Raw genomic sequence first — 20688 nt, 5'->3', positions numbered from 1 at the left:
AACGGATTTGGATGTTGGTGAGGGTAAGGCGCCCGGCCTTACCCCACGAACGCCCGTTCGATCACATAATCGCCCGGCTTCGCATTCGACCCTTCCTCGAACCCCAGACCTTCCAGATATTCCGAAAAGTCGCGGATCATCTCGGTCGATCCGCACAACATGATGCGGTCGGTCGCCGGGTCGAACGCCTGCGCGCCGCCGATGCGCGCAGAGAACAGCGTGCCATTGTCGACCAGCGCGTCGATGCGGCCGGTGGTGTGGAATTCCTCGCGCGTCACCGTCGGGACATAGGTGAACTGCTGCGCCGCCTGATCCTCGACCAGCGGATCGCCCGACAGATGCGATTCCAGCGTGGTGCGGAACGCCAGGTCGGATACGCGGCGCACCGAATGGACGACGACGATCGACGAATACATCTCGTACACGTCCGGGTCGCGGATCAGCGACAGGAACGGCGCGAGGCCGGTGCCGGTCGACAGCATGAACAGGCGGCTGCCGGGCTTCAGCGCGTCGGTGACCAACGTGCCGGTCGGCTTCTTGCCGAGGAAGATTTCATCGCCCGGTACGATCTGCTGCAGCTTCGACGTCAGCGGGCCGTCCTGCACTTTGATCGACAGGAACTCCAGCTCCTCGGCATAGGCCGGGCTGGCGATCGAATAGGCGCGCAACAGCGGCTTGCCGTTGTCGCCGGGCAGGCCGATCATCACGAACTCGCCCGAGCGGAAGCGGAAGCTGGGCGGGCGGGTGATGGTGAAGCTGAAAAGATGCTCGTTCCAGTGGCGCACCGAACGCACGCGCTCGACGCTCAGCGCGTTGGTGGGTTCGAGGCCGTGGGTCACGGCGGTGCGGTCGGTCATCGGTAATCCTTACGTTCTGACGTTGGTCCCCGGTGGCAGCCCGACCTGGCCGAGCATTGCCGCCGTCCGGGCCAGCGCGCAAAAAGTGGGGGCGATCGCCTCTTCGGCGACCAGCAGCGAAAGCGTGGTCCGCGCCTTTGCATCGCGCCCCGTTACGAGATCGCGCGCCAAGGTCAAGAGAACCGATTCATCGTCGGTCACAAGCCCGCATTTACAATTGATCTGGATCGGCACGCGGGCATGGGTCGACAGCTGCGTCATCCACCCGTCGAAATCGCCCAGCGCGTCGAGCGCGCCCGACTGGGCGAAGCGCGCGGCCAGCAGCGCGGCGGGACATTGGCAGGCACTGCGCGCGGCCACCCACAATCGGATCGCATCGATCAGGAAACGGTCGCCGGGGGACAGGGCCGTTACCGGCCGGTCGATCAGATCGTACATAGAGCCTCGCTATTGATACTCATTCGCATTGGCTATCGCGGATCGGGCGGGGCGTCAATGGGCTGGATGATGACGTACGACGGGCCTCTTCGGCTACGGGCGCGATGCGCAAATTGCGCGATTCTTAAACGCGATGTTCAGTATTTTGCGACAGACCCGACGGGAAATGGTGGGGATGGTGCAGATGCGGTTGAAGGTTCGGGGTCGGATCAATCTGATCGGGGTGGTCGCCGCGCTGGGACTGGTCGCGCTGTTGTGCATCAGCCTGTTCCACCTGTCGTCGGTCATGCACCGCGATGTCGAACGCAGCACCCGCCAGGCGGTGGAGGCCGCCCGATCGGTCGTCGCGCATTTCCATGACGAAGAGGTCGCGGGCCGCATGACCCGTGCCGATGCCCAACGCGCCGCGCTGAACGCGGTGAAGGCGATGCGCTATGACGGCACCGAATATTTCTGGATCAACGACACGCATCCCACGATGCTGATGCACCCGATCAAGCCCGAACTGGTCGGGACCGACCTGACCAACAACCGCGATACCAACGGCAAGGCCCATTTCGTCGAAATGGCGCAGATCGTGAAGACCAAAGGGGCCGGGTTCCTGACCTATTACTGGTCGAAGCCGGGCCAGAAGGAACCACTGCCCAAGCTATCCTACGTCACCGGCTTTGCGCCTTGGGGCTGGGTGATCGGATCGGGCGTCTATATCGACCGGATGAACGGCGCGATCTTCGATGCGGCGCTGTATCTCAGCGCGTTGGCGCTGGCGGTGCTGTTGCTGGTCGCCTTCTGCGCGCACCGCATCGGCCGCTCGATCTCGCTGCCGGTAGAGGCGGTGGCGGGGCGGATGCGCGCGCTGGCGGCGGGGGATACCGCCGCGGCCATTCCGGGACGCGAGCGGCACGACGAAATCGGCGACATGGCCGCCGCGCTGGAAACCTTTCGCGACGCCGCGATCGTCGCGGCCGATCGCGAGGCGGAGCAGCAACGGGTGGTCAATACCGTGGGCACCGGCCTTGCCGCGCTGGCGCGCGGACATCTCGACACCCGGCTGGGCGACACGCTTACGGGATCGTTCCGCACGCTCGGCAGCGATTTCGATTCGGCGATGGGCGCGCTCAACGACGCGATGCGTGCGGTGGTCCACTCGACCGGCGGTATCCGCAGCGGCGCGTCGGACATCAGCAGCGCGTCGGACGACCTGTCGCGCCGCACCGAACAACAGGCCGCCAGCCTCGAGGAAACGGCGGCGGCCCTCGATCAGATCACCGCGACCGTCCGCCGCACCGCGTCCGGTGCGGCACAGGCGAACACGACGATGACGGCAACCCGCGGCGATGCGGAGGAAGGCGTGCGGATCGTCCGCGAGGCGGTCGACGCGATGGGCGCGATCAAGCGCGCGTCGGACGAGATTTCCGAAATCATCTCGGTAATCGACGGCATCGCCTTCCAGACGAACCTGCTCGCGCTCAACGCCGGCGTCGAAGCGGCGCGGGCGGGGGATGCGGGCAAGGGGTTCGCCGTCGTCGCCTCCGAAGTCCGCGCGCTGGCCCAGCGTTCGGCCAACGCGGCCAGCGACGTGAAGAGCCGAATCCTCGCCAGCGGCAGCCAGGTCGAGATCGGCGTGAACCTGGTCGGCGAAACCGGCGGCGCGCTGGAACGCATCGTCGGCCGCATCGCCGAACTGGCCGATCTGGTCGCCACGATCGCCAAGGGGGCGGACGAACAATCCTCCGGCCTGCAACAGGTCAATATCGCGGTCAGCGAGATGGATTCGGTAACGCAGCAGAACGCGGCCATGGTTGAACAGGCCACCGCCGCCGCCCGCGGCCTCGCCGACCAGGCCGCGGCGCTGGCCGATCATGTCGACCGCTTCCAGCTGTCAAAAGAAGCACGCCGGCCGCACGCCTATCGCGCGGCGGCGTGAAAAGGGGGGGCGTCCGCCGTGGTAATCAGTTGCGGTTCAGGCCGGTATGGCACCGAACGAATGCTTCGAATGCCGCCTGTTCATCGGGGGTCGCAAAGGCCCGCACCGGGACGATCAGTCCGTTGAGGTTCGAGCGTCGGATGACGAGTGCATCGTTCTGCACGTCAAGCGCGGCAACGTCGTTCCATGCTATGTCACCCCGCCGCAGGCCGATCGATGTGCGTATTCCTTCGTCACTGATCGTCAGTTCGCGCATCTCGGGTTTGTAGCGCAGCAATGGATATACCATGAAAAACGCGATGACCGCGCCGCCTGCGACGATCGCTGCGATCCATGACAGGCGATGGGCAGGCAGCGCGCAATAGGTGAAGACCGCCACGATCCCGAAAACGACGACATGCGCCTTCCACAGTTGCTGGCGCCACATCCGCCAATAGTAGCGCCAGATTTCGGTGCGAGTGGACGCGTAGCGAATGGTGATGGCCATATCTCGGTTTGCGGCACGGGATCGCGATCGGCAAGGTTCCCGCGCCGATAGCGGCCGCCCTGTCTTTCCGCCGGCAAACCGCTATCGGACTTGCCGAACTCAGCACGCGAGAGACGACGATGACCCCGACCCTGTACGGCATCCCCAACTGCGACACGATGAAGAAGGCGCGCACTTGGCTCGACGCGCACGGCATCGCCTACACCTTCCACGACTACAAGAAGGCCGGGATCGACCGCGAAACGCTGGCCGGCTGGGTCGATACGCTCGGCTGGGAAACGCTCCTCAACCGCAGCGGAACGACGTTCCGCAAGCTGCCCGACGCCGACAAGGCCGAGCTGGATACGGTGAAGGCGATCGACCTGATGCTCGCGCAGCCGTCGATGATCCGCCGCCCGGTGCTGGTCGGCGATGGCTGGATCGAAACCGGGTTCAAGCCTGACGCCTATGCCGCGCGATTCGCCATCAAGGAATAAGTGCGTTAACCACACGGAACAGAGCATCATTACGATGCCGTATCGAATCAGGGGTGGGGAGCAGCATGGCACCGACGTTCGTCCGAACCCCGCCGCCATGGTTCCGCATCGTCGCCATCCTGTTCCTGCTGTGGGGCGCCATCGGCGTCTTCGCGTTCTATAGCCAAGTGACGATGGGACATGCCGCGCTGGCGGCGATGAACGAGCAGGATCGTCGCTTCTACGCATCGCTGCCACGCTGGTTCGACTGGATCTACGGCATCGCCACCTGGGGCGGGTTGCTGGGCAGTGTCGCGCTGCTGCTCGGGCGGCGCTGGGCAGCGGGGCTGTTCGCCGCGTCGCTGCTGGCGGTTGCGATCCAGTTCGGCTGGGTCTTCACCGCGACCGACCTGATCGCGCGCAAGGGCGCGGCGGCGACCGTCCCGTTCCCGCTGGTGATCTTTGCCGTCGCGTTGTGGCAGCTGGCGGTGGCGCGCCACGGCATCGTGCGCGGGTGGCTTCGCTGACCTCGCTCGGCTAGAGCGGCGCGATGTCCACAACCTTTACCATCGACACCGCCCCCAGCCGCGCGACGCCCACCCCGGCGCCGATGAAGCGCCTGACCATCCCCGCGATCCGCGCTGCCAAGGGCAAGACCCCGCTGGTGATGCTCACCGCCTATACCGTGCGCATGGCGCAGCTAATGGACGCACAGTGCGACATGCTGCTGGTAGGCGACAGCCTGGGGCAGGTGATCTATGGCCTGCCCTCGACCGTGCCGGTCACGCTCGACATGATGGCGGCGCATGGCGCGGCGGTGGTGCGCGGCTCCTATCATTCGCTCGTCGTCATCGACCTTCCGTTCGGCAGCTATGAAGCCAGCCCGCAGCAGGCGTTCGAGAGCGCGGCGATGCTGCTGAAGGCGACCGGCGCGGCGGCGGTGAAGCTGGAGGGCGGCACGGCGATGGCCGAAACCGTCGCCTTTCTGTCGCAGCGCGGGATTCCGGTCATGGGCCATGTCGGCCTGACGCCGCAGGCGGTGAACCAGCTCGGCGGATACGGCGCGCGCGGGCGCAGCGCGGCGGAGGCGGAAAAGATCGTCGCCGACGCGGTGGCGGTGGCCGATGCCGGCGCGTTCGCGGTGGTGATCGAGGGCGTGGTCGAACCGATCGCGGTGGAGATCACCCGCCGCATCGCCTGTCCGACGATCGGCATCGGCGCATCGGCGCAGTGCGACGGACAGGTGCTGGTGGCCGAGGATATGCTCGGACTGTTCGAACGCACGCCGCGTTTCGTGAAGACCTATGGCGACATGGCCGGGCAGATCGCCACGTCGGTCGCGACCTATGCCGAAGAGGTGCGCGCGCGGACCTTCCCCGGCCCGGCGCAACTCTACGCGCCGAAGGAGTAGAGCGGCATTACCCTCCTCGTCATTCCCGCGGAGGCGGGAATCCATAGCCGCAACGCCAGCGAATCCTGCCGGAACGTCAGCGTATATGGATCCCCGCCTGCGCGGGGATGACGATTGTGGGGGCGTCATTCATCCCCTGCACAGCCTCCGCACGCCATGGTCCCGCGCCGATACCGACCCCCGCGACCATTCGCTTTCGTTTCGCACGGGCGTCGGCTAAAGGAGCGCGCTTGATCTATCCCCTGGAGCTGTTCCCTTGGCGTTGACCCCGCAGAACAACGAAGCCTTCATCCGCGAAGTCGATGAAGAGCTGCGCCGTGAGCAGATGTCGAACATCGGCAAGCGCTATGGCCTGTGGATCATCGTCGCGATCCTCGTGGCGCTCGCCGCGTTCGGCGGGTGGACGTGGTGGAACCACCATCAGAACACGCTGGCCGGCGAACAGGGCGAACAGCTCGCCACCGCGCTCGACGACCTGCAGTCGGGCCGCGCCGCGCAGGCAAGCGAGCTGGTCGGCAAGCTTACCACGTCGGACAAGGACGCGGTACGCGCCACCGCGCTGCTGACCCAGGCCGACATGCTGCTGTCGAAGAACGATACCAAGGGCGCGGCCGCCGCCTTCGGCAAGGTCGCCGCCGACGAAACCCTGGCCCAGCCGTTCCGCGACCTGGCGCTCGTCCGCCAGACGGCGGTCGAATATGATTCGCTCCCGCCGCAGCAGGTCATCGACCGGCTCCGCGGCCTGGCGGACAAGGGCAGCCCGTGGCTGGGCAGCGCGGGCGAGATGGTCGCCATCGCTTATCTGCGCCAGAACAAGCCGCAACAGGCCGGACAGACCTTTGCCCTGATCGCGCAGACCGACGGCGTGCCCGAAAGCGTGCGCGCTCGGGCGGTGCAGATGGCCGGATCGCTCGGCGTCGATGCCGCGCCCGCCGCGCCGACCCCCGCTACCGCCGCGCAATAACTTCCTTTCGATACCGGAACCCCTTCCCATGAAGACGCATCTGAAACTCTCGGCAGCGGTCGCGGCGTTGGCGCTGCTGGGCGGTTGCAGCGCCCTGAAGGGCAAGGGCGGGCCACGCACCCCCGTCGTCGGACAACGCGTGCCGATCCTTGCCTCCGAAAACCTCGCGGAGGTCGATCCGGCGCTCGCGAACCTTCAGGTCGTGCTGCCGATCGCCGAAACCAATGCCGACTGGTCGCAGCCGGGCGGCAATGCGTCGAAATCGATGAGCCACGTCGCGCTGGGCGACACGCTGACGCAGGCATGGAGCGCGCGGATCGAGGGTGGCAATACCCGCACCCGCCTCGCCGCCGCGCCGGTCGTGGTCGGCGGCCGCCTGTACGTGATCGACGTCAACGGTATGGTCACCGCGATGGATGCCACCAACGGCGCGACCGTGTGGACCGCGCAGACCGTCAAGGGCGATGGCAACACCCGCGCCCGCTTCGGCGGCGGCGTGTCGGTCGAGGGCAATCGCGCCTTCGCCACCGATGGCCTGGGCGATGTCGTCGCGTTCGACACGGCGGATGGCAAGGAAGTATGGCGCGCCAAGCCCGGCGGCCCCTTGCGCGGTGCCCCCTCGCTCGCCAACGGGCAGGTCTATGTCGTCAGCCAGGACAATCAGCTGTTCGCGCTCGACCAGAGCGACGGCAAGGTCGTGTGGACCCAGTCGGGCAGCATCGAGGCGCAGGGCGTGTTCGGCGTGGCCGCGCCCGCTTCGGCGCAGGGGACGGTCGTCGCCGGCTTCTCGTCGGGTGAGCTGAACGCCTATCGCTACGAAAACGGCCGTTCGGTGTGGGGCGACAGCCTGTCGCGTACCTCGGCCTCGACCTCGGTGTCGGCGCTGGCGGACATCGACGCCGAACCGGTGATCGACAATGGCCGCGTCTATGCGGTCGGGCAGGGCGGGCGCATGGTCGCGCTCGAACTCGTGTCGGGCCAGCGGTTGTGGGAACAGAATCTCGCCGGCATCTCGACGCCATGGGTCGCGGGCGAATGGATCTTCGTCGTGACCGACGACGCCCGCCTGCTATGTATCTCGCGCGGCAGCGGCAAGCTGCGCTGGGTCCAGCAGCTGCCCGGCTTCCGCAACGTCAAGAAGCGCAAGAACCCGATTAGCTGGGTCGGCCCGATCCTGGCAGGCAACCGCCTCATCCTCGCCAATTCGGAAGGGCAGCTGGTATCCGCCTCGACGGCGGACGGCAGCATCACCACGACGCAGGATACCCGGTCGAAGGCGGGTTACAACCTGTCGCCGGTCGTCGCCAACGGGATGCTGTACCTGCTGGATGACGCCGGACAGCTCACTGCCTGGAAGTAGCAATTACCTTCGTCATCCCCGCGCAGGCGGGGATCCATAGACGCAGCGCTCCCGATGGAAGCGCTGCGTCGGCGTTTATGGGTTCCCGCCTACGCGGGAACGACGAGTGGGGGTAACACCCTCGACCCCCCGACCCCATTCCCCTACACTCGGCGGCAACCCGTCACCCCAGGAATCCCCATGCCCCTTCCCGTCGTCGCCATTATCGGCCGTCCCAATGTCGGCAAGTCGACGCTCTTCAACCGGCTGGTCGGCAAGCGGCTGGCGCTGGTCGATGACCAGCCGGGCGTGACCCGCGACCGGCGCGAGGGGCAGGCGACCCTGCTCGGTCTCGACTTCACGATCGTCGATACCGCCGGGTTCGAGGATGAGGACGCCGCGACACTGCCTGGCCGGATGCGGATGCAAACGCAGGCGGCGGTCGAGATGGCCGATGTCGCGCTGTTCATGGTCGATGCCCGTGCCGGCATCACCCCGCTGGACGAGGAAATCGCCCGCTGGCTGCGTTCCGCCGACGGCACCGTCGTGCTGGTCGCGAACAAGGCGGAGGGGCGCGCGGGCGAAAACGGCGTGCTGGAATCGCTGGCGCTGGGGTTCGGCGATCCGGTGCAGCTCTCGGCCGAACATGGCGAGGGCGTCGCCGACCTTTTCGACGCGCTGCGCCCGTTCATCGAACGCGAGGACGAACCGGAGCCGGAGGAGGAAGGCGAATTCGACCCCGACACCGCCGTCCTGAAACTCGCCATCGTCGGCCGCCCGAATGCGGGCAAATCGACGCTCATCAACCGATTCCTCGGCGAAGACCGTCTCATCACCGGTCCGGAGGCCGGCATCACCCGCGATTCGATCGCGGTCGACTGGAACTGGACCGCGCCAGATGGCCGCGTCCGGCCCGTCCGGCTGATCGACACGGCGGGGATGCGCAAGAAGGCGCGGGTGCAGGAAAAGCTCGAAAAGCTTTCCGTCGCCGACGCGCTGCACGCGATCGACTTTGCCGAGGTCGTCGTGCTGCTGCTGGACGGCACCCGTGGCCTCGAACTGCAGGACATCAAGATCGCCGATCGCGTGCTGCAAGAGGGCCGCGCGCTGGTGATAGCGCTCAACAAATGGGACATCGCCGAACACGCATCGTCGCTGTTCAACGGTGTGAAGGGCGCGCTGGACGAAGGGCTGGCGCAGGCGCGCGGCGTGCCGCTGCTGACCGTATCGGCCGCGACCGGCAAGGGGCTGGACGTGCTGATGCAGGCGGCGTTCGAAACGCGCGAGGCATGGGGCCGCCGCGTCTCGACCGGCCAGCTCAACCGCTGGTTCGACCGCGCGCTGGAGGCGAACCCGCCGCCCGCCCCCGGCGGCAAGCGCATCAAGATGCGCTACATCACGCAGAACAACACCCGCCCGCCCAGCTTCGTGCTGTTCGGGACCCGAGTCGACGACCTACCCGAAAGCTACAAACGCTATCTTATCAATGGCATCCGCAAGGAATTCGGCTTCGGCGCGGTCCCGGTCCGCCTGAACCTGCGCGCACCGAAGAACCCGTTCGACCACGCAAAGTGACCCGCATCGACGCCCGCGGGATGCGCTGCCCCTGGCCCGCCATTCGGCTGGTCAAGGCGCTGCGCGACGGGGCGACGGTGGTGGAGATCGCAGCCGACGATCCGCGCGCCGCGGGCGAGTTGGCGAGTGCCGCGAACGCGGTCGGGGCGCGGCTGGACGTGGTGGGCGAGGGTGTGTTCCGGGTGGCGCGATGACGCAAGGCGTGCCCTACGAACCGACGTCCGGTTTCCTGATCGACGTTGTGAACGAAGCGGTGCCGTTGTCCGGAAGCGCGTTTGCCGACCACAATCTGCGGCGGGTCATCGACTATCTGACGGATGCGGAGGCAGTGAACCGGGATTGGGCGGCGTTCATCCTTGGCTATGCCGACCTCGATACCCCGACGATCCGCGATGCGTTGCTGACGGCTGCAACGACGGATTGTTCGCGGCGCGTCCGGGCAGAGGCGTTGCGCGGACTCGCCCAAATCGCCCCGGCACTGGCGCTACCGCACGTCCGCGAAGCCTTGTCCGCCGACAGGGTTCTGGTGAACGTCTTCGAGGCGCCGGAGATCGTCGCCGACCCTTCGCTGGTTGAGGCACTGCGGCAATGGTCCGCCCCTTCGGACGACCCGCACCTCGATGAACTCGTGCCGGCCGCAATTGCCGCCTGCGAACGGGGCAAGGCCGCCTGACCCAAACGTCATCCCAGCGCAGGCTGGGATCTTCTAGTGATAGCACGGCGGCTGGAGCCGCTTGAGGCCCCAGCCTTCGCTGGGGCGACGCGTCTGGCTTGGTGGATCACCCCCCCCGGATTCCGCGCGCGGCCGTCAACCGCGGCACTTTCCTACAACCGTCCGGCCATGCCATGCTCCGCCCGGCTCTTTCACATCGCTGGAACATCGTGCGTCAGGTACGGCGCGAACCGTACGACGCACAAAATGCGCACGAGTGTGAACTTTGTGAACTTTGGCGCGGCCTAAAGCTTCGCCTCCCACGGTTTATCCCGCAAATTCAAATGGGTAATTCCCCGCGCCTTCAATCGCGGTCCCAGGAACCGATAGAAGAACCAGTCCTTCGCCGCGAACGGCGTCGCATGGTACAAAATGCGTTCGCCCAGCGTCCAGCGCACCCGCCGCCGGTCCGACCGGCGCGGCGACGGTTTCGCCCAGAATTCATAGGGATAGACCACCCGGCCGAGCTTCGCGACCCGCTGCATGATCTCATGATCGAGCAGGACATAAGGCCATAGAGCTTCCGAAAACCCCCCTGCCTCGACCAGCGCCGAAGTTCGGAACGCCTGTCCATATCCGCCGGTATGCGTCTGTTTCGACAGCAATTTCGTGACAAATCCGGCGTAGAGTGCGCGGCGCAACTTCTGCCCGGATGCATCGACGCCCAGCGCCATCACCGCGACGGTGCGGGGATCGGCATCGAACGCCCGCTCCGCCTCGGCCAGATAGTGCGGCGGATACCAGGTGTCGGCATCGCCGAACGCCGCGAACTCGGTGGTCAGTTCGCCCATCGCCGCTTCCAGCGCGTGGATCTTCCCCGGTCGCGCCTCCGACAGGTTCACCACCTCGATCCCCGGCGCGGCAAAGGCGCGGGCGATCGCGTCCGACCCGTCGGTCGATCCATTGTCGACCAGCACCAGCCGGAACGGCACGGTCTGCGCCGCCAATGCCGCCAGCGTCGCGGGCAGGAAGTCCGCTTCGTTGTAATAGGCGATGACGAACGTCCAGCGGGTCATGCGGCCAGCTCCATCAGACGGCGACAGGCCGCCTCCGACGACCGGCTCCCATGCGTCGCGACGGCATGGGCGCGCGCCGCCGCGCCCATCGCCGCGACCGCCGCCGTATCGGCCAGTAGCGCAGCCACCTTGTCGCGATAATCATTGTCCCTGACCAGCAGCCCGCACGCCGGCGGGATCACGTCCGGCCCGATCCGGTCGTCGAACGCGGCGACCGGCAGCCCGCACGCCATCGCTTCGGGGATCGCGCGCGGGAAATAGTCGCGGCGCCCGGCGTGGAAGAACAGCCGCGCCTGCGCCAGCATCGCCGGCACCTGCGCATTGGGCACATGGCCCAGCCACGCGACCTGGGGAAAGCAGCGGCGCAGCGCGTCGCCCTGCGGACCATCGCCGATCACCGCGACCCGGTGGGTTTCGCCCAGCGCCGCGATCTCGTCGAACTTCTTGTACGGGGTCAGCCGGCTGGTCGCGATGATGTCGAACCGCTTGTCCGCCGGCCGGGGTGCGAAGCGGTCGGTGTCGATCGTCTTGGGCAGCCGCTGCATCCGCGCCTCCGGAATGGCCCGCCGCCAGAAGCGCCAGCCCGGCCGGGTCAGCTTCGCCTCCTGCACCGCCGATTCAGGGAAGACGAAGCCGGCGTGCGGCACGATCCGGCTCCACCAGTCGCCGCCGATGACGACCGCGAAGCGCCGCTGGTCCGGCCGCAGCACCCGGTCGAACAGGTCGAACCCGGCGCCGCCATTGCTGCCGATCAGCACGAACAGGGTCGCCGGATCGATCCGCGCGGCGGCGACCATCGCGTCGCTCTTCTGCGCGCGGGTCCGCGCGGCGGGGTTGGACGGCGCGAACAGCCGGATGGGGTAGGGGGCGATACCGCTCAGGTCGGACATCGTGTCCAGCGGTTCGCGCGCCAGCCCCCACAGCTCCGTCTCGACGCCCATCTCGGTCAGGATGCCGGGCATCCGCCGGTCGCGATTGTCCCACCGAAGCCATTCGCGCACATCGGCGACCCCATGATGGGTGGGATAGGTCAGGACGAAGACGATCCGCATCGCCCATCCGGCTACCAGCGCGCGCGTCCTTGCGCCACCCGATTGTCGAGGTGCCCGACTGCGGCTAAGGCGCTGGCGATGAACTGGTCCGATGACGGCGCGCGGGTAAGCTGCGTGATGGTGACCGCGAACCGTGCCGCGCTGGCGCGGCGCGCGGTCGACTGTTTCCTGCGGCAACGCTGGGCGAACCGCGAACTGGTCGTGGTCGACGATGGCGATCAGGACTATACCCCGCTGTTCGCCGACATTCCCGCCGACCGGCTGATCTACGACCGGGTCGCCAAGACGCCGGAGACGACGCTGGGGCGTTTGCGCAACCGCACGCTCGACCTGGCGCGCGGCACCGTCGTCGCGCAGTGGGACGACGACGACTGGTATCATCCCGACCGGCTGGCGCGACAGGTCGCGGTGCTGGACGGGGGCAGGGACGCCTGCGTCCTGCGCGGCACGCTGATGCACCTCGACGCACCCGACTGGTTCGACCACCCCTATGTCGGCACGCTGGAGCCGGGCGTGCCGGGCAGCATCGTCCACCGCGCCGATGCGTCCGCACGCTATCCCGAAAAGCGGCGCGGCGAGGATACCGATTTCCTGCACCATTGGCCGCTGGAGCGGATCGGCGTGCTGGACGCGCCGGGCCTGTTCGTCCGCGCCTTTCACGGGGCCAATACGTGGGAGCGGACCCATTTCGAACGGCGGGTGCGCAACACGCCGCTCGCCGCGATCGAATATGCGCTGCGCCGGTTCCTGCCGGGCGGGGTATGGGCACATTCGCGCTTCCGCCTCGATCCCGATACCCGCGCCGCGTTCGACGCGTTCGTCACCGATTCCCGCGCTGCCGGAGTGTTCGCTTGACCCTGTCCGAACGTGCGCAGCGCCTGCACGCCTGGTCGCAGACGCCCGCCGCCGCCCGTCTGGGGAAGATATTCCGCGCGCTGTTCTTCGTCGGCGTGCTGCTGTGGCTGGTGCTGAAGGTCCGGGCGATCGGCTGGACCAACGTTGCCGCCGCGTTGCCGCGCACACCGTGGTTCTACATCCTGTTCGTCGTGATGTTCATGGCGCTGCCGGTGTCGGAGGTGTGGATCTTCCGCCTGCTGCTCGGCCGGCCGCTGCCCGGTAGTCTGCCGGTCTTCGTGCGCAAGCGCGTCTTCAATTCGGCGTTCGTCGGCTATTCGGGCGAAGTCTATCTGTTCGTCTGGGCGCGCCAGCGGCTTGGCATCGCGTCCAGAACGCTGCTGCTGGCGATCAAGGACAATGCGATCCTCTCCGCATTGTCGTCGGCGGCGATCACGTCGATCCTGCTGGTCGTCTTCATGGGGACGGGCCGGGCGAAATGGATTGCCGACTGGCTGCATTCGGCGGGCGGGATGCTGCTCGCCGGACTGCTGGTCGCCGCATTCCTGACGCCGCTGCTGCTCCGGCTACGCAAGCAGATATTGTCGGTCAGCTGGCGGATCGCCGCCGCCGTGCTGGGCATCCATGTCGGGCGCATCCTGATCGTCGTGCTGTTGCAAGCGACGCAATGGGCGGTGGTGCTGCCGGCCGAGCCTTGGAGCGTGTGGGTCACGTTCCTGACCGTGCAGATGGTCATCAGCCGCCTGCCCATCGTGCCCAATCGCGACCTGTTGTTCCTGTCGGCCGCGTTGGAGATGAGCCATATCGTCGATGGTCCGCGCGCCGCGATGGCCGGGCTGCTGCTGGCCGGCGGCGCGCTGACCCAGGGGTCGAACCTGCTGTTCTTCCTGCTGACCAGTTTCCAGCGGCGCCGCGGCACGCTGCCCGTCGCCGATGTCGATCCGGCGTTCGAGGCAGAGGTCGCGACGCCCGCCGTGCCGCCGACGGGCGAATAGCCTCAGGCGGACGCCCGCGCGCAGATGAAGCGCGACAGTTCCTGGCGCAGCGGCAGCCCGTTGGTCGACCGTAGCGGCCCGTCATGCGCCACGTTCGTCTCGACATGCGCCCGCGTGTCGGCCACGCCCACGACGTGGAACAGGTTGCGGTCGCAATCCAGTTCGGTGCGGGCATAGACGAAGCGATCGCCGCGCTGCTGCCGCAGGATCGCGATGATCGTGCCGCTGGCGGTCCGCCGCTGGCGCAGTACCTCGTACCGCGACTGGGCATCCGATGGCGTCGGTATCTCGACCCCCTCCAGCGGATAGCGTTCGATGCCGGTCCCGGCGACCTCGGTCTCCACCAGATGGCGCAGGTCGACCGTGTTGTTCGTGACCGCATCGGGTTCGGACGTGGCGGAATTTCCGCAGGCGGCAAGCATTGCCCCGGCCATCAGGACCACCGTCGATCGGATCATACGCAAAACCCTTGTTCCTAGAGAAAAGCCGTCTCAGGAAATGTTGCTACGCGGCAATATTGCGGCAGCGGCTGCTTAGCGCGACCGCAGGGCGCCCAGCGCCGTCATGAACACGACGGCGCTCATCGCCAGCACAATGCCGCCGACATCCTCCCAACCGATCGCCAGCAGGCGGTCGAACCGGTCGGTAGCGGGAAGGAGCGCGCGGAGCGTTTGGAAATCTATCGTCATGGCGCGATGCAACATAAGCAGGAACGGCAGCAGGAAAACCGCCAATCGGCCCGATCGGTCCGAGGACATCATATGTTACAGTATCGCAAGGCTTGGGTGCCGTTCGGGCAATGGAAGCCGCTTGCGCAGGGTTGGCGCACGCCATACACCTGCATTCCGTTTATCGATAATGGGTGGGGTTCCATGTTTCGTACTGTCGCTGCCATATTGCTTGCCTCAACCGCGCTGGCGGGAACCGCCGCACAGGCACCGGCCCGTGCCGCGCCGCCGGTAAAGGCCGCACCGCTGTCCGCGCTCGTCGCGCCGGTGAACATTCCGTACGAAAAATTCACGCTGGCGAACGGCTTGACCGTCATCACCCATACCGACCGCAAGGCGCCGATCGTCGCGGTGTCGGTGTGGTACGACGTGGGGTCGAAGCATGAACCGACCGGGAAGACCGGGTTTGCGCATCTGTTCGAGCATCTGATGTTTAACGGGTCGGAAAATGCGCCGGGTGATTTCTTCGATCCGCTGCGTTCGATCGGGGCGACCGACCTGAACGGCACGACCAGCTACGACCGGACCAATTATTTCGAAACCGTGCCGAAGCCGGCGCTGGACCGCGCGCTGTTCCTCGAATCCGATCGCATGGGCTATCTGCTCGGCGCGGTGACGCAGGGCGTGCTGGATGAACAGCGCGGCGTGGTCCAGAACGAAAAGCGGCAGGGCGACAACCAGCCTTACGGCCTCGTCCGCTACAAGATGACCGAGGGCATCTTTCCGCAGGGGCACCCGTATCGCCATTCGGTGATCGGTTCGATGGCCGACCTCGACGCCGCGAGCCTGGAGGACGTGAAGAACTGGTTCCGCGGCCATTACGGCCCGAACAACGCGGTGCTGGTGCTGGCCGGCGATATCGATGCAAAGGAAGCGCGTCCGCTGGTCGAGAAATATTTCGGCAAGATCGCGCGCGGCCCCGAATCGGTCCTGCCCAAGATCGACGTGCCGACCCTGGCCGCCCCGGTGCGCGAGGTGATGAAGGACAATGTCGCCGCGACGATGATCATGAAGGTCTGGCCGGTGCCGGGCCTGAACGATCCCGATTCGCCGGCGCTCGACGTCGCGATGAGCGCGTTCGGCGGCCTCGCCTCTTCGCGGCTCGACAATGAACTGGTCAAGAAGGACAAGCTGGCGGTGCAGGTGTCGGCCGGCGTCCAGTCGCTGTCGCAGGCGGGGATGCTGATCGTTCGCGCGATCGTCCGTCCGGGCGTCGATGAAAAGGTCGTCGAGGCCAAGCTGGACCAGATGATCGCCGACTATCTGCGCACCGGCCCGACCGCCGACGAAGTCGCCCGCGTCGCCACGACGCAGGTGTCCAGCACCATCGGCGGCCTTGAATCGGTGGGCGGCTTCGGTGGCAAGGCGGTGACGCTGGCGTCGGGGCAGCTATATTCGAACGATCCGGGCTTTTATAAGAAGGAGCTGAACGCGCTGGCGACGATGACGCCGGACCGCGCCCGCGCCGCCGCACAGAAGTGGATGTCGCGCCCGGCCTATACGCTGATCGTCGAGAATGGCGCACGCGAAGGCTATGAGGAGGCGAAGGCGGTTGCGCCCGCGCCGGCCGCCCCTGCCGCCGAAGTGCCGTTCAAGGGTACGCGCGGCGCGATGCCGGGCGTCGCCGACAGCGGTGCCGCGCTGCAATTCCCGAAGATCACGCACAGCCGCCTGTCGAACGGCATGGAACTGGTCTATGCTCAGCGGACCGCCGTGCCGGTGACACAGGTGTCGATGGTGTTCGATGCCGGCACCGCCGCCGATGTAGCGGGCAAGCTCGGCACGGCCGGCATGACGCTCGCGTTGATCGACGAAGGCACGACCAGCCGCAGTTCGATCGCGATGGCGGAGGCCAAGGAAAAGCTGGGCATGACGATGTCGGGCGGCAATTCGCCCGACCAGACGACGATCGGGTTCGAAGCGCCCAGCGCCAATCTGACCAGCGCGACCGAACTTTTCGCCGACGTGCTGCGCAACCCGGCGTTCGACGCGAACGAACTGGAGCGGGTGCGCGGACAGGTGCTGGCGCAGATCGGACAGCAGCGGACCAATCCGCAGGGCCTCGCCGACATGACGCTGCCGCCGCTGCTCTATGGCAAGGACAGCCCGTACGCGAAGCTGGCGGCGGGCGTGGGCGATCCCGCGGCCGTGATGGCGATGAAGCGCGACGACCTGGTGGCATGGCGCGGCGCGTGGCTGCGCCCGGACAAGGCGAAGGTGTTCGTCGTGTCCGACCGCCCGCTGGCGGAGGTGCAGGCGGCCCTCAACGCCTCGCTCGGCAACTGGCAGGCGACCGGGGCTGCGGGTACCAAGAGCTTCCCGGCACAGCGTGCGGCGGTCACCCCCAGGATCGTGCTGGTCGACCGGCCCAATTCGCCGCAGTCGCTGATCGTCGCCGGACAGACGACGCCGGTCCAGGCGAAGTCGGACACGCTGGCGGCGACCACCGCCAACACCGTGCTGGGTTCGGGCTTCCTCAGCCGCATCAACATGGACCTGCGCGAGGCCAAGCACTGGTCGTACGGCGCGCGTGGCGGGTTCCAGCTGATGCAGAACGCGGTACCCTATGTCATCAACGCACCGGTGCAGGCCGACAAGACCGGCCCGGCGATCGCGTCGCTGCGCGAACAGATCGACGGCTTCCTGGGCAAGAACGGCGTGACGCCGGTCGAATTCCGTCGGACCATCGATGGCGAGACGCGGCAGCTGGCCGGGACCTATGAAACGTCCGGCGCGGTGCTGGCGGCGATGCGGAACAACGACTTCCTCGGCCGTCCGGACGATTATCAGGCGACCCTGCCGCAAAAATATCGTGCGCTGACCACGGCCCAGCTTGACGCTGCGGCACGCGCGGCGATCGACCCCAATCGCTTCGTCTATGTGGTGGTCGGCGATGCGAAGGTCGTCCGCCCGCAGCTTGACGGGCTGGGCCTGCCGGTGGAGGTGGTGTCGGCAGCGCCGCCGTCCGCCCCGGTCGCGGCGAAGTAAGGAGAGCGAACATGGCGAATGTCGATGGCAGCTGGAACACGATCACCAAGTCGCCGATGGGCGACCAGCAGGCGACGCTGAACGTCAAGAGCGACGGCACGACCTTCACCGGGACCTATTCCGGGGCGATGGGATCGACCGAGATCACCGACGGCAAGGTCGATGGCGACAAGCTGTCGTGGAAGGTCGCGATCGTCGTGCCGATGCCGATGACGCTCGACTGCGAAGCCACGGTCGAGGGCGATACCATCTCCGGCACGGTCGGGGCAGGTGCGTTCGGCAGCTTCCCGATGGCGGGCAACCGGATCGGCTGACCTGCGATGACGTGAACGGAACGGCCCGTCCGCAGGTATGCGGGCGGGCCGTTCTGCTTTCGGAAGGGGCGTATCCCCGCGCAGGCGGCGATCCAGGGTAATCGAACGCAACGCGCATGGCCCTGGACCCCCGCCTGCGCCGGGGTACGGGTCATACGAGGTTGATTCCTACCGTATCATCGGCGTCACCCCGGACGTGATCCGGCGTGACTGGAGCAGGGGCGATGAAACCTACTCCGCCGCAACTTCCGCCTCGATGTCCGGCAACACCGCCGCGCGCGGCTTCTCCCCCGGTCCGGGCGCATAGCCGGTCAGCAACCGGGCGCCGCGGCCATAGGTGAACCACGACCAGGCCCAATGGACGTACACCGACACCCGGCTGCGGAAATCGACCAGCAGCATCAGGTGGACCAGCGACCAGGCGAGCCACGCGACAAGGCCCTTCAGCTTGAACCCGCCGATCTCCGCCACCGCGCGCGACCGGCCGATGACCGCCATCGTGCCATAGTCGCGATAGCGGAACCGGTCGGGCGCGGGCTTTCCCGCGATCCGCGCCGCCAGCAACCGGCCGACGAAGCGTCCCTGCTGTTTGGCGACCGGGGCCAGGCCGGGCAAGGGACCGTCGCCGTCGTCGAAACTCGCCACGTCGCCGATCGCGAAGATGTCCGGATGGCCGGGCACCGAGCAATCGGGCGCGACCCGCACCGCGCCGTTCCGCGCCGCGTCGGCCGACAGCCAGGTGGCGACCGGCCGCGCCTCGGTTCCTGCCGCCCATAGCACTGCGGCGGCATCGATCCGCTGGTCCCCGACCGTCAGCCCGCGCGCATCGATTTCGCGGACCTTTTCCCCGGTCCGAACCTCGACGCCCAGCGATTCCAGCATCGTGCGCGCGGCCTGTGACAGGGGTGGATCGAATGCATTCAGGATGCGGTCGCCCATCTCGCACAACACCACCCTCGCCCGGCGCGGGTCGACCGCGGTGAAGTCGCGTGCCAGCGTCGTGCGGGCGAGTTCGGCGATGGTGCCGGCCAGCTCGACCCCGGTCGGTCCGCCGCCGACCACGGCAAAGGTCAGCAGCCGCTGCCGCTCCGCCGGATCGTCGCACTGTTCGGCCCGCTCGAACGCGCCCAGTAACGCCGCCCGGATCGCCAGCGCATCGTCGATCGATTTCAGCACATAGGCATGGTTGCGCCACGCATCGTTGCCGAAGAAGCTGTACGCCGCGCCGGTCGCCAGGATCAGGTGATCGAACGGCAGACGCCGGCCGTCGGTCAGGCACACGTCGCGCCGTTCGGTATCGATGCCGTCCACCTCGGCCATCAATATCCGGATATTCTTATTGCGGCGCAGCAGCGCACGATTGGCCGTGGCGATGTCGGCGGGCGACAACGCGGCGCCTGCAACCTGATACAGCAATGGCTGGAACAGATGGTGGTTGGTCCGGTCGATCAGCGTGATCTCGGCCTCGGTCCGGCGCAGCGCCTGCGCTGCGGCGATGCCGCCAAAGCCGGCGCCGACGATGATGATCCGTGGTCGCATGTGCTGCTCGCCCTCCGATTCGGGTCGGTGATCGTTCCCTTCCAACCCTTCGCGGCAACGATCGTTGCGCGCCTGCTGCCCCGTCGTGGCGCGGTCGTTGCCACATTGTCACCATGGTCCGGGCGGCAACGCCACGGTTCGTTCATGTAGGTGACAGATACCGTTGCCCGGAAGCAACAGTATCCGATTTGATGACGTTCATGCTGCAATGCGATGCAACAACTCCCGCGTTTTTGGGTTCAGAGGGGCCACGGACAAACCGGCGCGCGTTCGACGCCGGGACCGTAAACGCTGATGAGGTTTTGTATGCGTAAGCTTTTGACCGTCGCCGCCGCCGCCGTTGCCTTCACGGCCGCGCCCGCCTTTGCGCAGGACGCCACCGTGGTGCAGGACGCCCCGACGACCGAACCCGCCCCCGCCGTGAGCGCGCCCGATGGCACGCGCGGCTTCGGCTTCGAGCCCTATGTCGCCGTGATGGGCGGCTGGGAGCAGTTCGATTCCGAACGCACCAAGGCTGGTATCCCGCTGGTTCCGCGTAACGACAAGCTGAACGGCGCTCTGGTCGAAGGCATCGTCGGCTTCAACGTGCCGCTGGGCCCCGTGTTCGTCGGCGCCGAAGGCAGCGTATCGAAGGGCGTGTCGGGCGACATCGATTGGGATTACGGCGCAGCCGGCCGCTTCGGCGTCCGCGCGGGTGACTCGGGCCTGATCTACGGCAAGGTCGGCTATCGCTGGGTCAATTTCGACCGGTTCGGAAATGACAGCCGCGACTATCACGAAATGACCTACGGCGCCGGTTTCGAAGTCGGCCCGAAGGACATCGGTCTGGGCGGCATCACCGGCAACTCGGGCGTCCGCCTGCGCGGTGAAGTGTCGACCTTCGGTTCGGCGCACAGCTTCCGCCCGATGCTGGGTCTGACGACCCACTTCTAAGCATCGTGCCAGTTTCGGGCGGGTCCGGCGTATCGGGACCCGCCCCGGTAATTGCGTATCGCGAAAGGCTCCGGGCGCTTGCGTCCGGGGCCTTTTGTTTGGC

22 protein-coding genes are annotated in these 20688 nt (G+C 67.0%); 14 read left to right on the top strand and 8 right to left on the bottom strand.

Going from position 1 to position 20688, the window contains the following annotated elements:
- Positions 1-38: 38 nt before the first annotated feature.
- Together QZ755_RS10645 and QZ755_RS10640 are read right to left on the bottom strand one after the other, a co-directional pair.
- On the bottom strand, positions 39-857 hold the full coding sequence (locus QZ755_RS10645) for a ferredoxin--NADP reductase (RefSeq protein WP_294322627.1): 819 nt from the start codon (positions 855-857) through the stop codon (positions 39-41).
- Between the two features lie 9 nt (positions 858-866).
- Entirely contained in the window at positions 867-1295 is a 429-nt protein-coding gene (locus QZ755_RS10640; RefSeq protein WP_294322626.1) for a hypothetical protein, read from the bottom strand.
- 133 nt (positions 1296-1428) lie between these two features.
- On the opposite strand from QZ755_RS10640, the gene QZ755_RS10635 reads away from it, so the two are divergent.
- On the top strand, positions 1429-3222 hold the full coding sequence (locus tag QZ755_RS10635; RefSeq protein WP_294322624.1) for a methyl-accepting chemotaxis protein: 1794 nt from the start codon (positions 1429-1431) through the stop codon (positions 3220-3222).
- Between the two features lie 25 nt (positions 3223-3247).
- Here QZ755_RS10635 and QZ755_RS10630 read toward each other — a convergent pair whose 3' ends face one another.
- Positions 3248-3709 carry a YcxB family protein gene (locus QZ755_RS10630; RefSeq protein WP_294322622.1) on the bottom strand — a complete coding sequence of 154 codons (462 nt, stop codon included), beginning with the start codon at positions 3707-3709 and terminating at the stop codon, positions 3248-3250.
- Between the two features lie 119 nt (positions 3710-3828).
- On the opposite strand from QZ755_RS10630, the gene QZ755_RS10625 reads away from it, so the two are divergent.
- From QZ755_RS10625 to QZ755_RS10590, 8 genes are all read left to right on the top strand, one after another.
- Positions 3829-4185 (top strand): ArsC family reductase, encoded by a 357-nt coding sequence (locus QZ755_RS10625; RefSeq protein ID WP_294322620.1) that lies wholly within the window; start codon positions 3829-3831, stop codon positions 4183-4185.
- A 65-nt stretch (positions 4186-4250) separates the two neighbouring features.
- Complete coding sequence (locus tag QZ755_RS10620; protein WP_294322618.1) at positions 4251-4691, top strand: hypothetical protein; 441 nt, start codon at positions 4251-4253, stop codon at positions 4689-4691.
- Between the two features lie 23 nt (positions 4692-4714).
- The gene (gene panB / locus QZ755_RS10615) at positions 4715-5575 is read left to right on the top strand and encodes a 3-methyl-2-oxobutanoate hydroxymethyltransferase (RefSeq protein ID WP_294322616.1); all 861 of its coding nucleotides are present in this window, start codon (positions 4715-4717) and stop codon (positions 5573-5575) included.
- A 256-nt stretch (positions 5576-5831) separates the two neighbouring features.
- Positions 5832-6539: a tetratricopeptide repeat protein gene (locus QZ755_RS10610; protein WP_294322614.1), complete on the top strand. Its 708-nt coding sequence runs from the start codon at positions 5832-5834 to the stop codon at positions 6537-6539.
- A gap of 28 nt (positions 6540-6567) precedes the next feature.
- Positions 6568-7899, top strand: coding sequence for a PQQ-like beta-propeller repeat protein (locus tag QZ755_RS10605; protein WP_294322612.1), 1332 nt, complete (start codon positions 6568-6570; stop codon positions 7897-7899).
- Positions 7900-8079: 180 nt separating this feature from the next.
- On the top strand, positions 8080-9453 hold the full coding sequence (gene der / locus QZ755_RS10600; protein ID WP_294322611.1) for a ribosome biogenesis GTPase Der: 1374 nt from the start codon (positions 8080-8082) through the stop codon (positions 9451-9453).
- Between the two features lie 20 nt (positions 9454-9473).
- On the top strand, positions 9474-9647 hold the full coding sequence (locus tag QZ755_RS10595; protein WP_294322609.1) for a sulfurtransferase TusA family protein: 174 nt from the start codon (positions 9474-9476) through the stop codon (positions 9645-9647).
- A gap of 8 nt (positions 9648-9655) precedes the next feature.
- Complete coding sequence (locus QZ755_RS10590) at positions 9656-10126, top strand: HEAT repeat domain-containing protein (protein WP_294322607.1); 471 nt, start codon at positions 9656-9658, stop codon at positions 10124-10126.
- Positions 10127-10410: 284 nt separating this feature from the next.
- Here the strand turns inward: QZ755_RS10590 and QZ755_RS10585 are convergent, their stop codons facing one another.
- Both QZ755_RS10585 and QZ755_RS10580 read right to left on the bottom strand, forming a co-directional pair.
- Positions 10411-11181, bottom strand: coding sequence for a glycosyltransferase (locus QZ755_RS10585; protein ID WP_294322606.1), 771 nt, complete (start codon positions 11179-11181; stop codon positions 10411-10413).
- Positions 11178-12233 (bottom strand): glycosyltransferase, encoded by a 1056-nt coding sequence (locus QZ755_RS10580; RefSeq protein WP_294322604.1) that lies wholly within the window; start codon positions 12231-12233, stop codon positions 11178-11180. The genes QZ755_RS10585 and QZ755_RS10580 overlap by 4 nt, the downstream gene beginning before the upstream one ends.
- A gap of 78 nt (positions 12234-12311) precedes the next feature.
- On the opposite strand from QZ755_RS10580, the gene QZ755_RS10575 reads away from it, so the two are divergent.
- On the top strand, positions 12312-13088 hold the full coding sequence (locus QZ755_RS10575; RefSeq protein WP_294322602.1) for a glycosyltransferase family 2 protein: 777 nt from the start codon (positions 12312-12314) through the stop codon (positions 13086-13088).
- A complete protein-coding gene (locus QZ755_RS10570; protein ID WP_294322601.1) occupies positions 13085-14083 on the top strand; it encodes a hypothetical protein in 999 nt (332 codons plus the stop codon). Before QZ755_RS10575 ends, QZ755_RS10570 begins: the two co-directional genes overlap by 4 nt.
- A gap of 2 nt (positions 14084-14085) precedes the next feature.
- On the opposite strand, the gene QZ755_RS10565 is transcribed toward QZ755_RS10570, so the two are convergent.
- Both QZ755_RS10565 and QZ755_RS10560 read right to left on the bottom strand, forming a co-directional pair.
- Entirely contained in the window at positions 14086-14541 is a 456-nt protein-coding gene (locus QZ755_RS10565; RefSeq protein ID WP_294322599.1) for a hypothetical protein, read from the bottom strand.
- A 75-nt stretch (positions 14542-14616) separates the two neighbouring features.
- Positions 14617-14772 (bottom strand): hypothetical protein, encoded by a 156-nt coding sequence (locus QZ755_RS10560; protein WP_294322597.1) that lies wholly within the window; start codon positions 14770-14772, stop codon positions 14617-14619.
- Between the two features lie 183 nt (positions 14773-14955).
- Between QZ755_RS10560 and QZ755_RS10555 the strand changes: the two genes are divergently transcribed.
- Complete coding sequence (locus tag QZ755_RS10555; RefSeq protein WP_294322596.1) at positions 14956-17799, top strand: pitrilysin family protein; 2844 nt, start codon at positions 14956-14958, stop codon at positions 17797-17799.
- Between the two features lie 11 nt (positions 17800-17810).
- Entirely contained in the window at positions 17811-18113 is a 303-nt protein-coding gene (locus QZ755_RS10550; protein WP_294322594.1) for a hypothetical protein, read from the top strand.
- A 231-nt stretch (positions 18114-18344) separates the two neighbouring features.
- On the opposite strand, the gene QZ755_RS10545 is transcribed toward QZ755_RS10550, so the two are convergent.
- Positions 18345-19652 carry an NAD(P)/FAD-dependent oxidoreductase gene (locus tag QZ755_RS10545; RefSeq protein ID WP_294322592.1) on the bottom strand — a complete coding sequence of 436 codons (1308 nt, stop codon included), beginning with the start codon at positions 19650-19652 and terminating at the stop codon, positions 18345-18347.
- A gap of 306 nt (positions 19653-19958) precedes the next feature.
- Between QZ755_RS10545 and QZ755_RS10540 the strand changes: the two genes are divergently transcribed.
- A complete protein-coding gene (locus QZ755_RS10540; protein ID WP_294322590.1) occupies positions 19959-20585 on the top strand; it encodes an opacity protein in 627 nt (208 codons plus the stop codon).
- Positions 20586-20688: the final 103 nt, after the last annotated feature.

Source organism: uncultured Sphingomonas sp., assembly GCF_913776855.1.
Taxonomy (GTDB): Bacteria; Pseudomonadota; Alphaproteobacteria; order Sphingomonadales; family Sphingomonadaceae; genus Sphingomonas.
This window is presented reverse-complemented; position numbering and strand designations above follow the sequence as displayed.

Bases quoted from the DNA above. Each gene is read 5' to 3' on its own strand.
- QZ755_RS10635 (WP_294322624.1), top strand. From the start codon at position 1,429: ATGTTCAGTATTTTGCGACAGACCCGACGGGAAATGGTGGGGATGGTG.
- QZ755_RS10625 (WP_294322620.1), top strand. From the start codon at position 3,829: ATGACCCCGACCCTGTACGGCATCCCCAACTGCGACACGATGAAGAAG.
- QZ755_RS10640 (WP_294322626.1), bottom strand. From the start codon at position 1,295: ATGTACGATCTGATCGACCGGCCGGTAACGGCCCTGTCCCCCGGCGAC.
- QZ755_RS10595 (WP_294322609.1), top strand. From the start codon at position 9,474: ATGCGCTGCCCCTGGCCCGCCATTCGGCTGGTCAAGGCGCTGCGCGAC.
- QZ755_RS10550 (WP_294322594.1), top strand. From the start codon at position 17,811: ATGGCGAATGTCGATGGCAGCTGGAACACGATCACCAAGTCGCCGATG.
- QZ755_RS10585 (WP_294322606.1), bottom strand. From the start codon at position 11,181: ATGACCCGCTGGACGTTCGTCATCGCCTATTACAACGAAGCGGACTTC.
- QZ755_RS10560 (WP_294322597.1), bottom strand. From the start codon at position 14,772: ATGACGATAGATTTCCAAACGCTCCGCGCGCTCCTTCCCGCTACCGAC.
- QZ755_RS10620 (WP_294322618.1), top strand. From the start codon at position 4,251: ATGGCACCGACGTTCGTCCGAACCCCGCCGCCATGGTTCCGCATCGTC.
- QZ755_RS10565 (WP_294322599.1), bottom strand. From the start codon at position 14,541: ATGATCCGATCGACGGTGGTCCTGATGGCCGGGGCAATGCTTGCCGCC.
- QZ755_RS10645 (WP_294322627.1), bottom strand. From the start codon at position 857: ATGACCGACCGCACCGCCGTGACCCACGGCCTCGAACCCACCAACGCG.
- QZ755_RS10545 (WP_294322592.1), bottom strand. From the start codon at position 19,652: ATGCGACCACGGATCATCATCGTCGGCGCCGGCTTTGGCGGCATCGCC.
- der (WP_294322611.1), top strand. From the start codon at position 8,080: ATGCCCCTTCCCGTCGTCGCCATTATCGGCCGTCCCAATGTCGGCAAG.
- QZ755_RS10630 (WP_294322622.1), bottom strand. From the start codon at position 3,709: ATGGCCATCACCATTCGCTACGCGTCCACTCGCACCGAAATCTGGCGC.
- QZ755_RS10555 (WP_294322596.1), top strand. From the start codon at position 14,956: ATGTTTCGTACTGTCGCTGCCATATTGCTTGCCTCAACCGCGCTGGCG.
- QZ755_RS10580 (WP_294322604.1), bottom strand. From the start codon at position 12,233: ATGCGGATCGTCTTCGTCCTGACCTATCCCACCCATCATGGGGTCGCC.
- QZ755_RS10540 (WP_294322590.1), top strand. From the start codon at position 19,959: ATGCGTAAGCTTTTGACCGTCGCCGCCGCCGCCGTTGCCTTCACGGCC.
- QZ755_RS10575 (WP_294322602.1), top strand. From the start codon at position 12,312: ATGAACTGGTCCGATGACGGCGCGCGGGTAAGCTGCGTGATGGTGACC.
- QZ755_RS10605 (WP_294322612.1), top strand. From the start codon at position 6,568: ATGAAGACGCATCTGAAACTCTCGGCAGCGGTCGCGGCGTTGGCGCTG.
- panB (WP_294322616.1), top strand. From the start codon at position 4,715: ATGTCCACAACCTTTACCATCGACACCGCCCCCAGCCGCGCGACGCCC.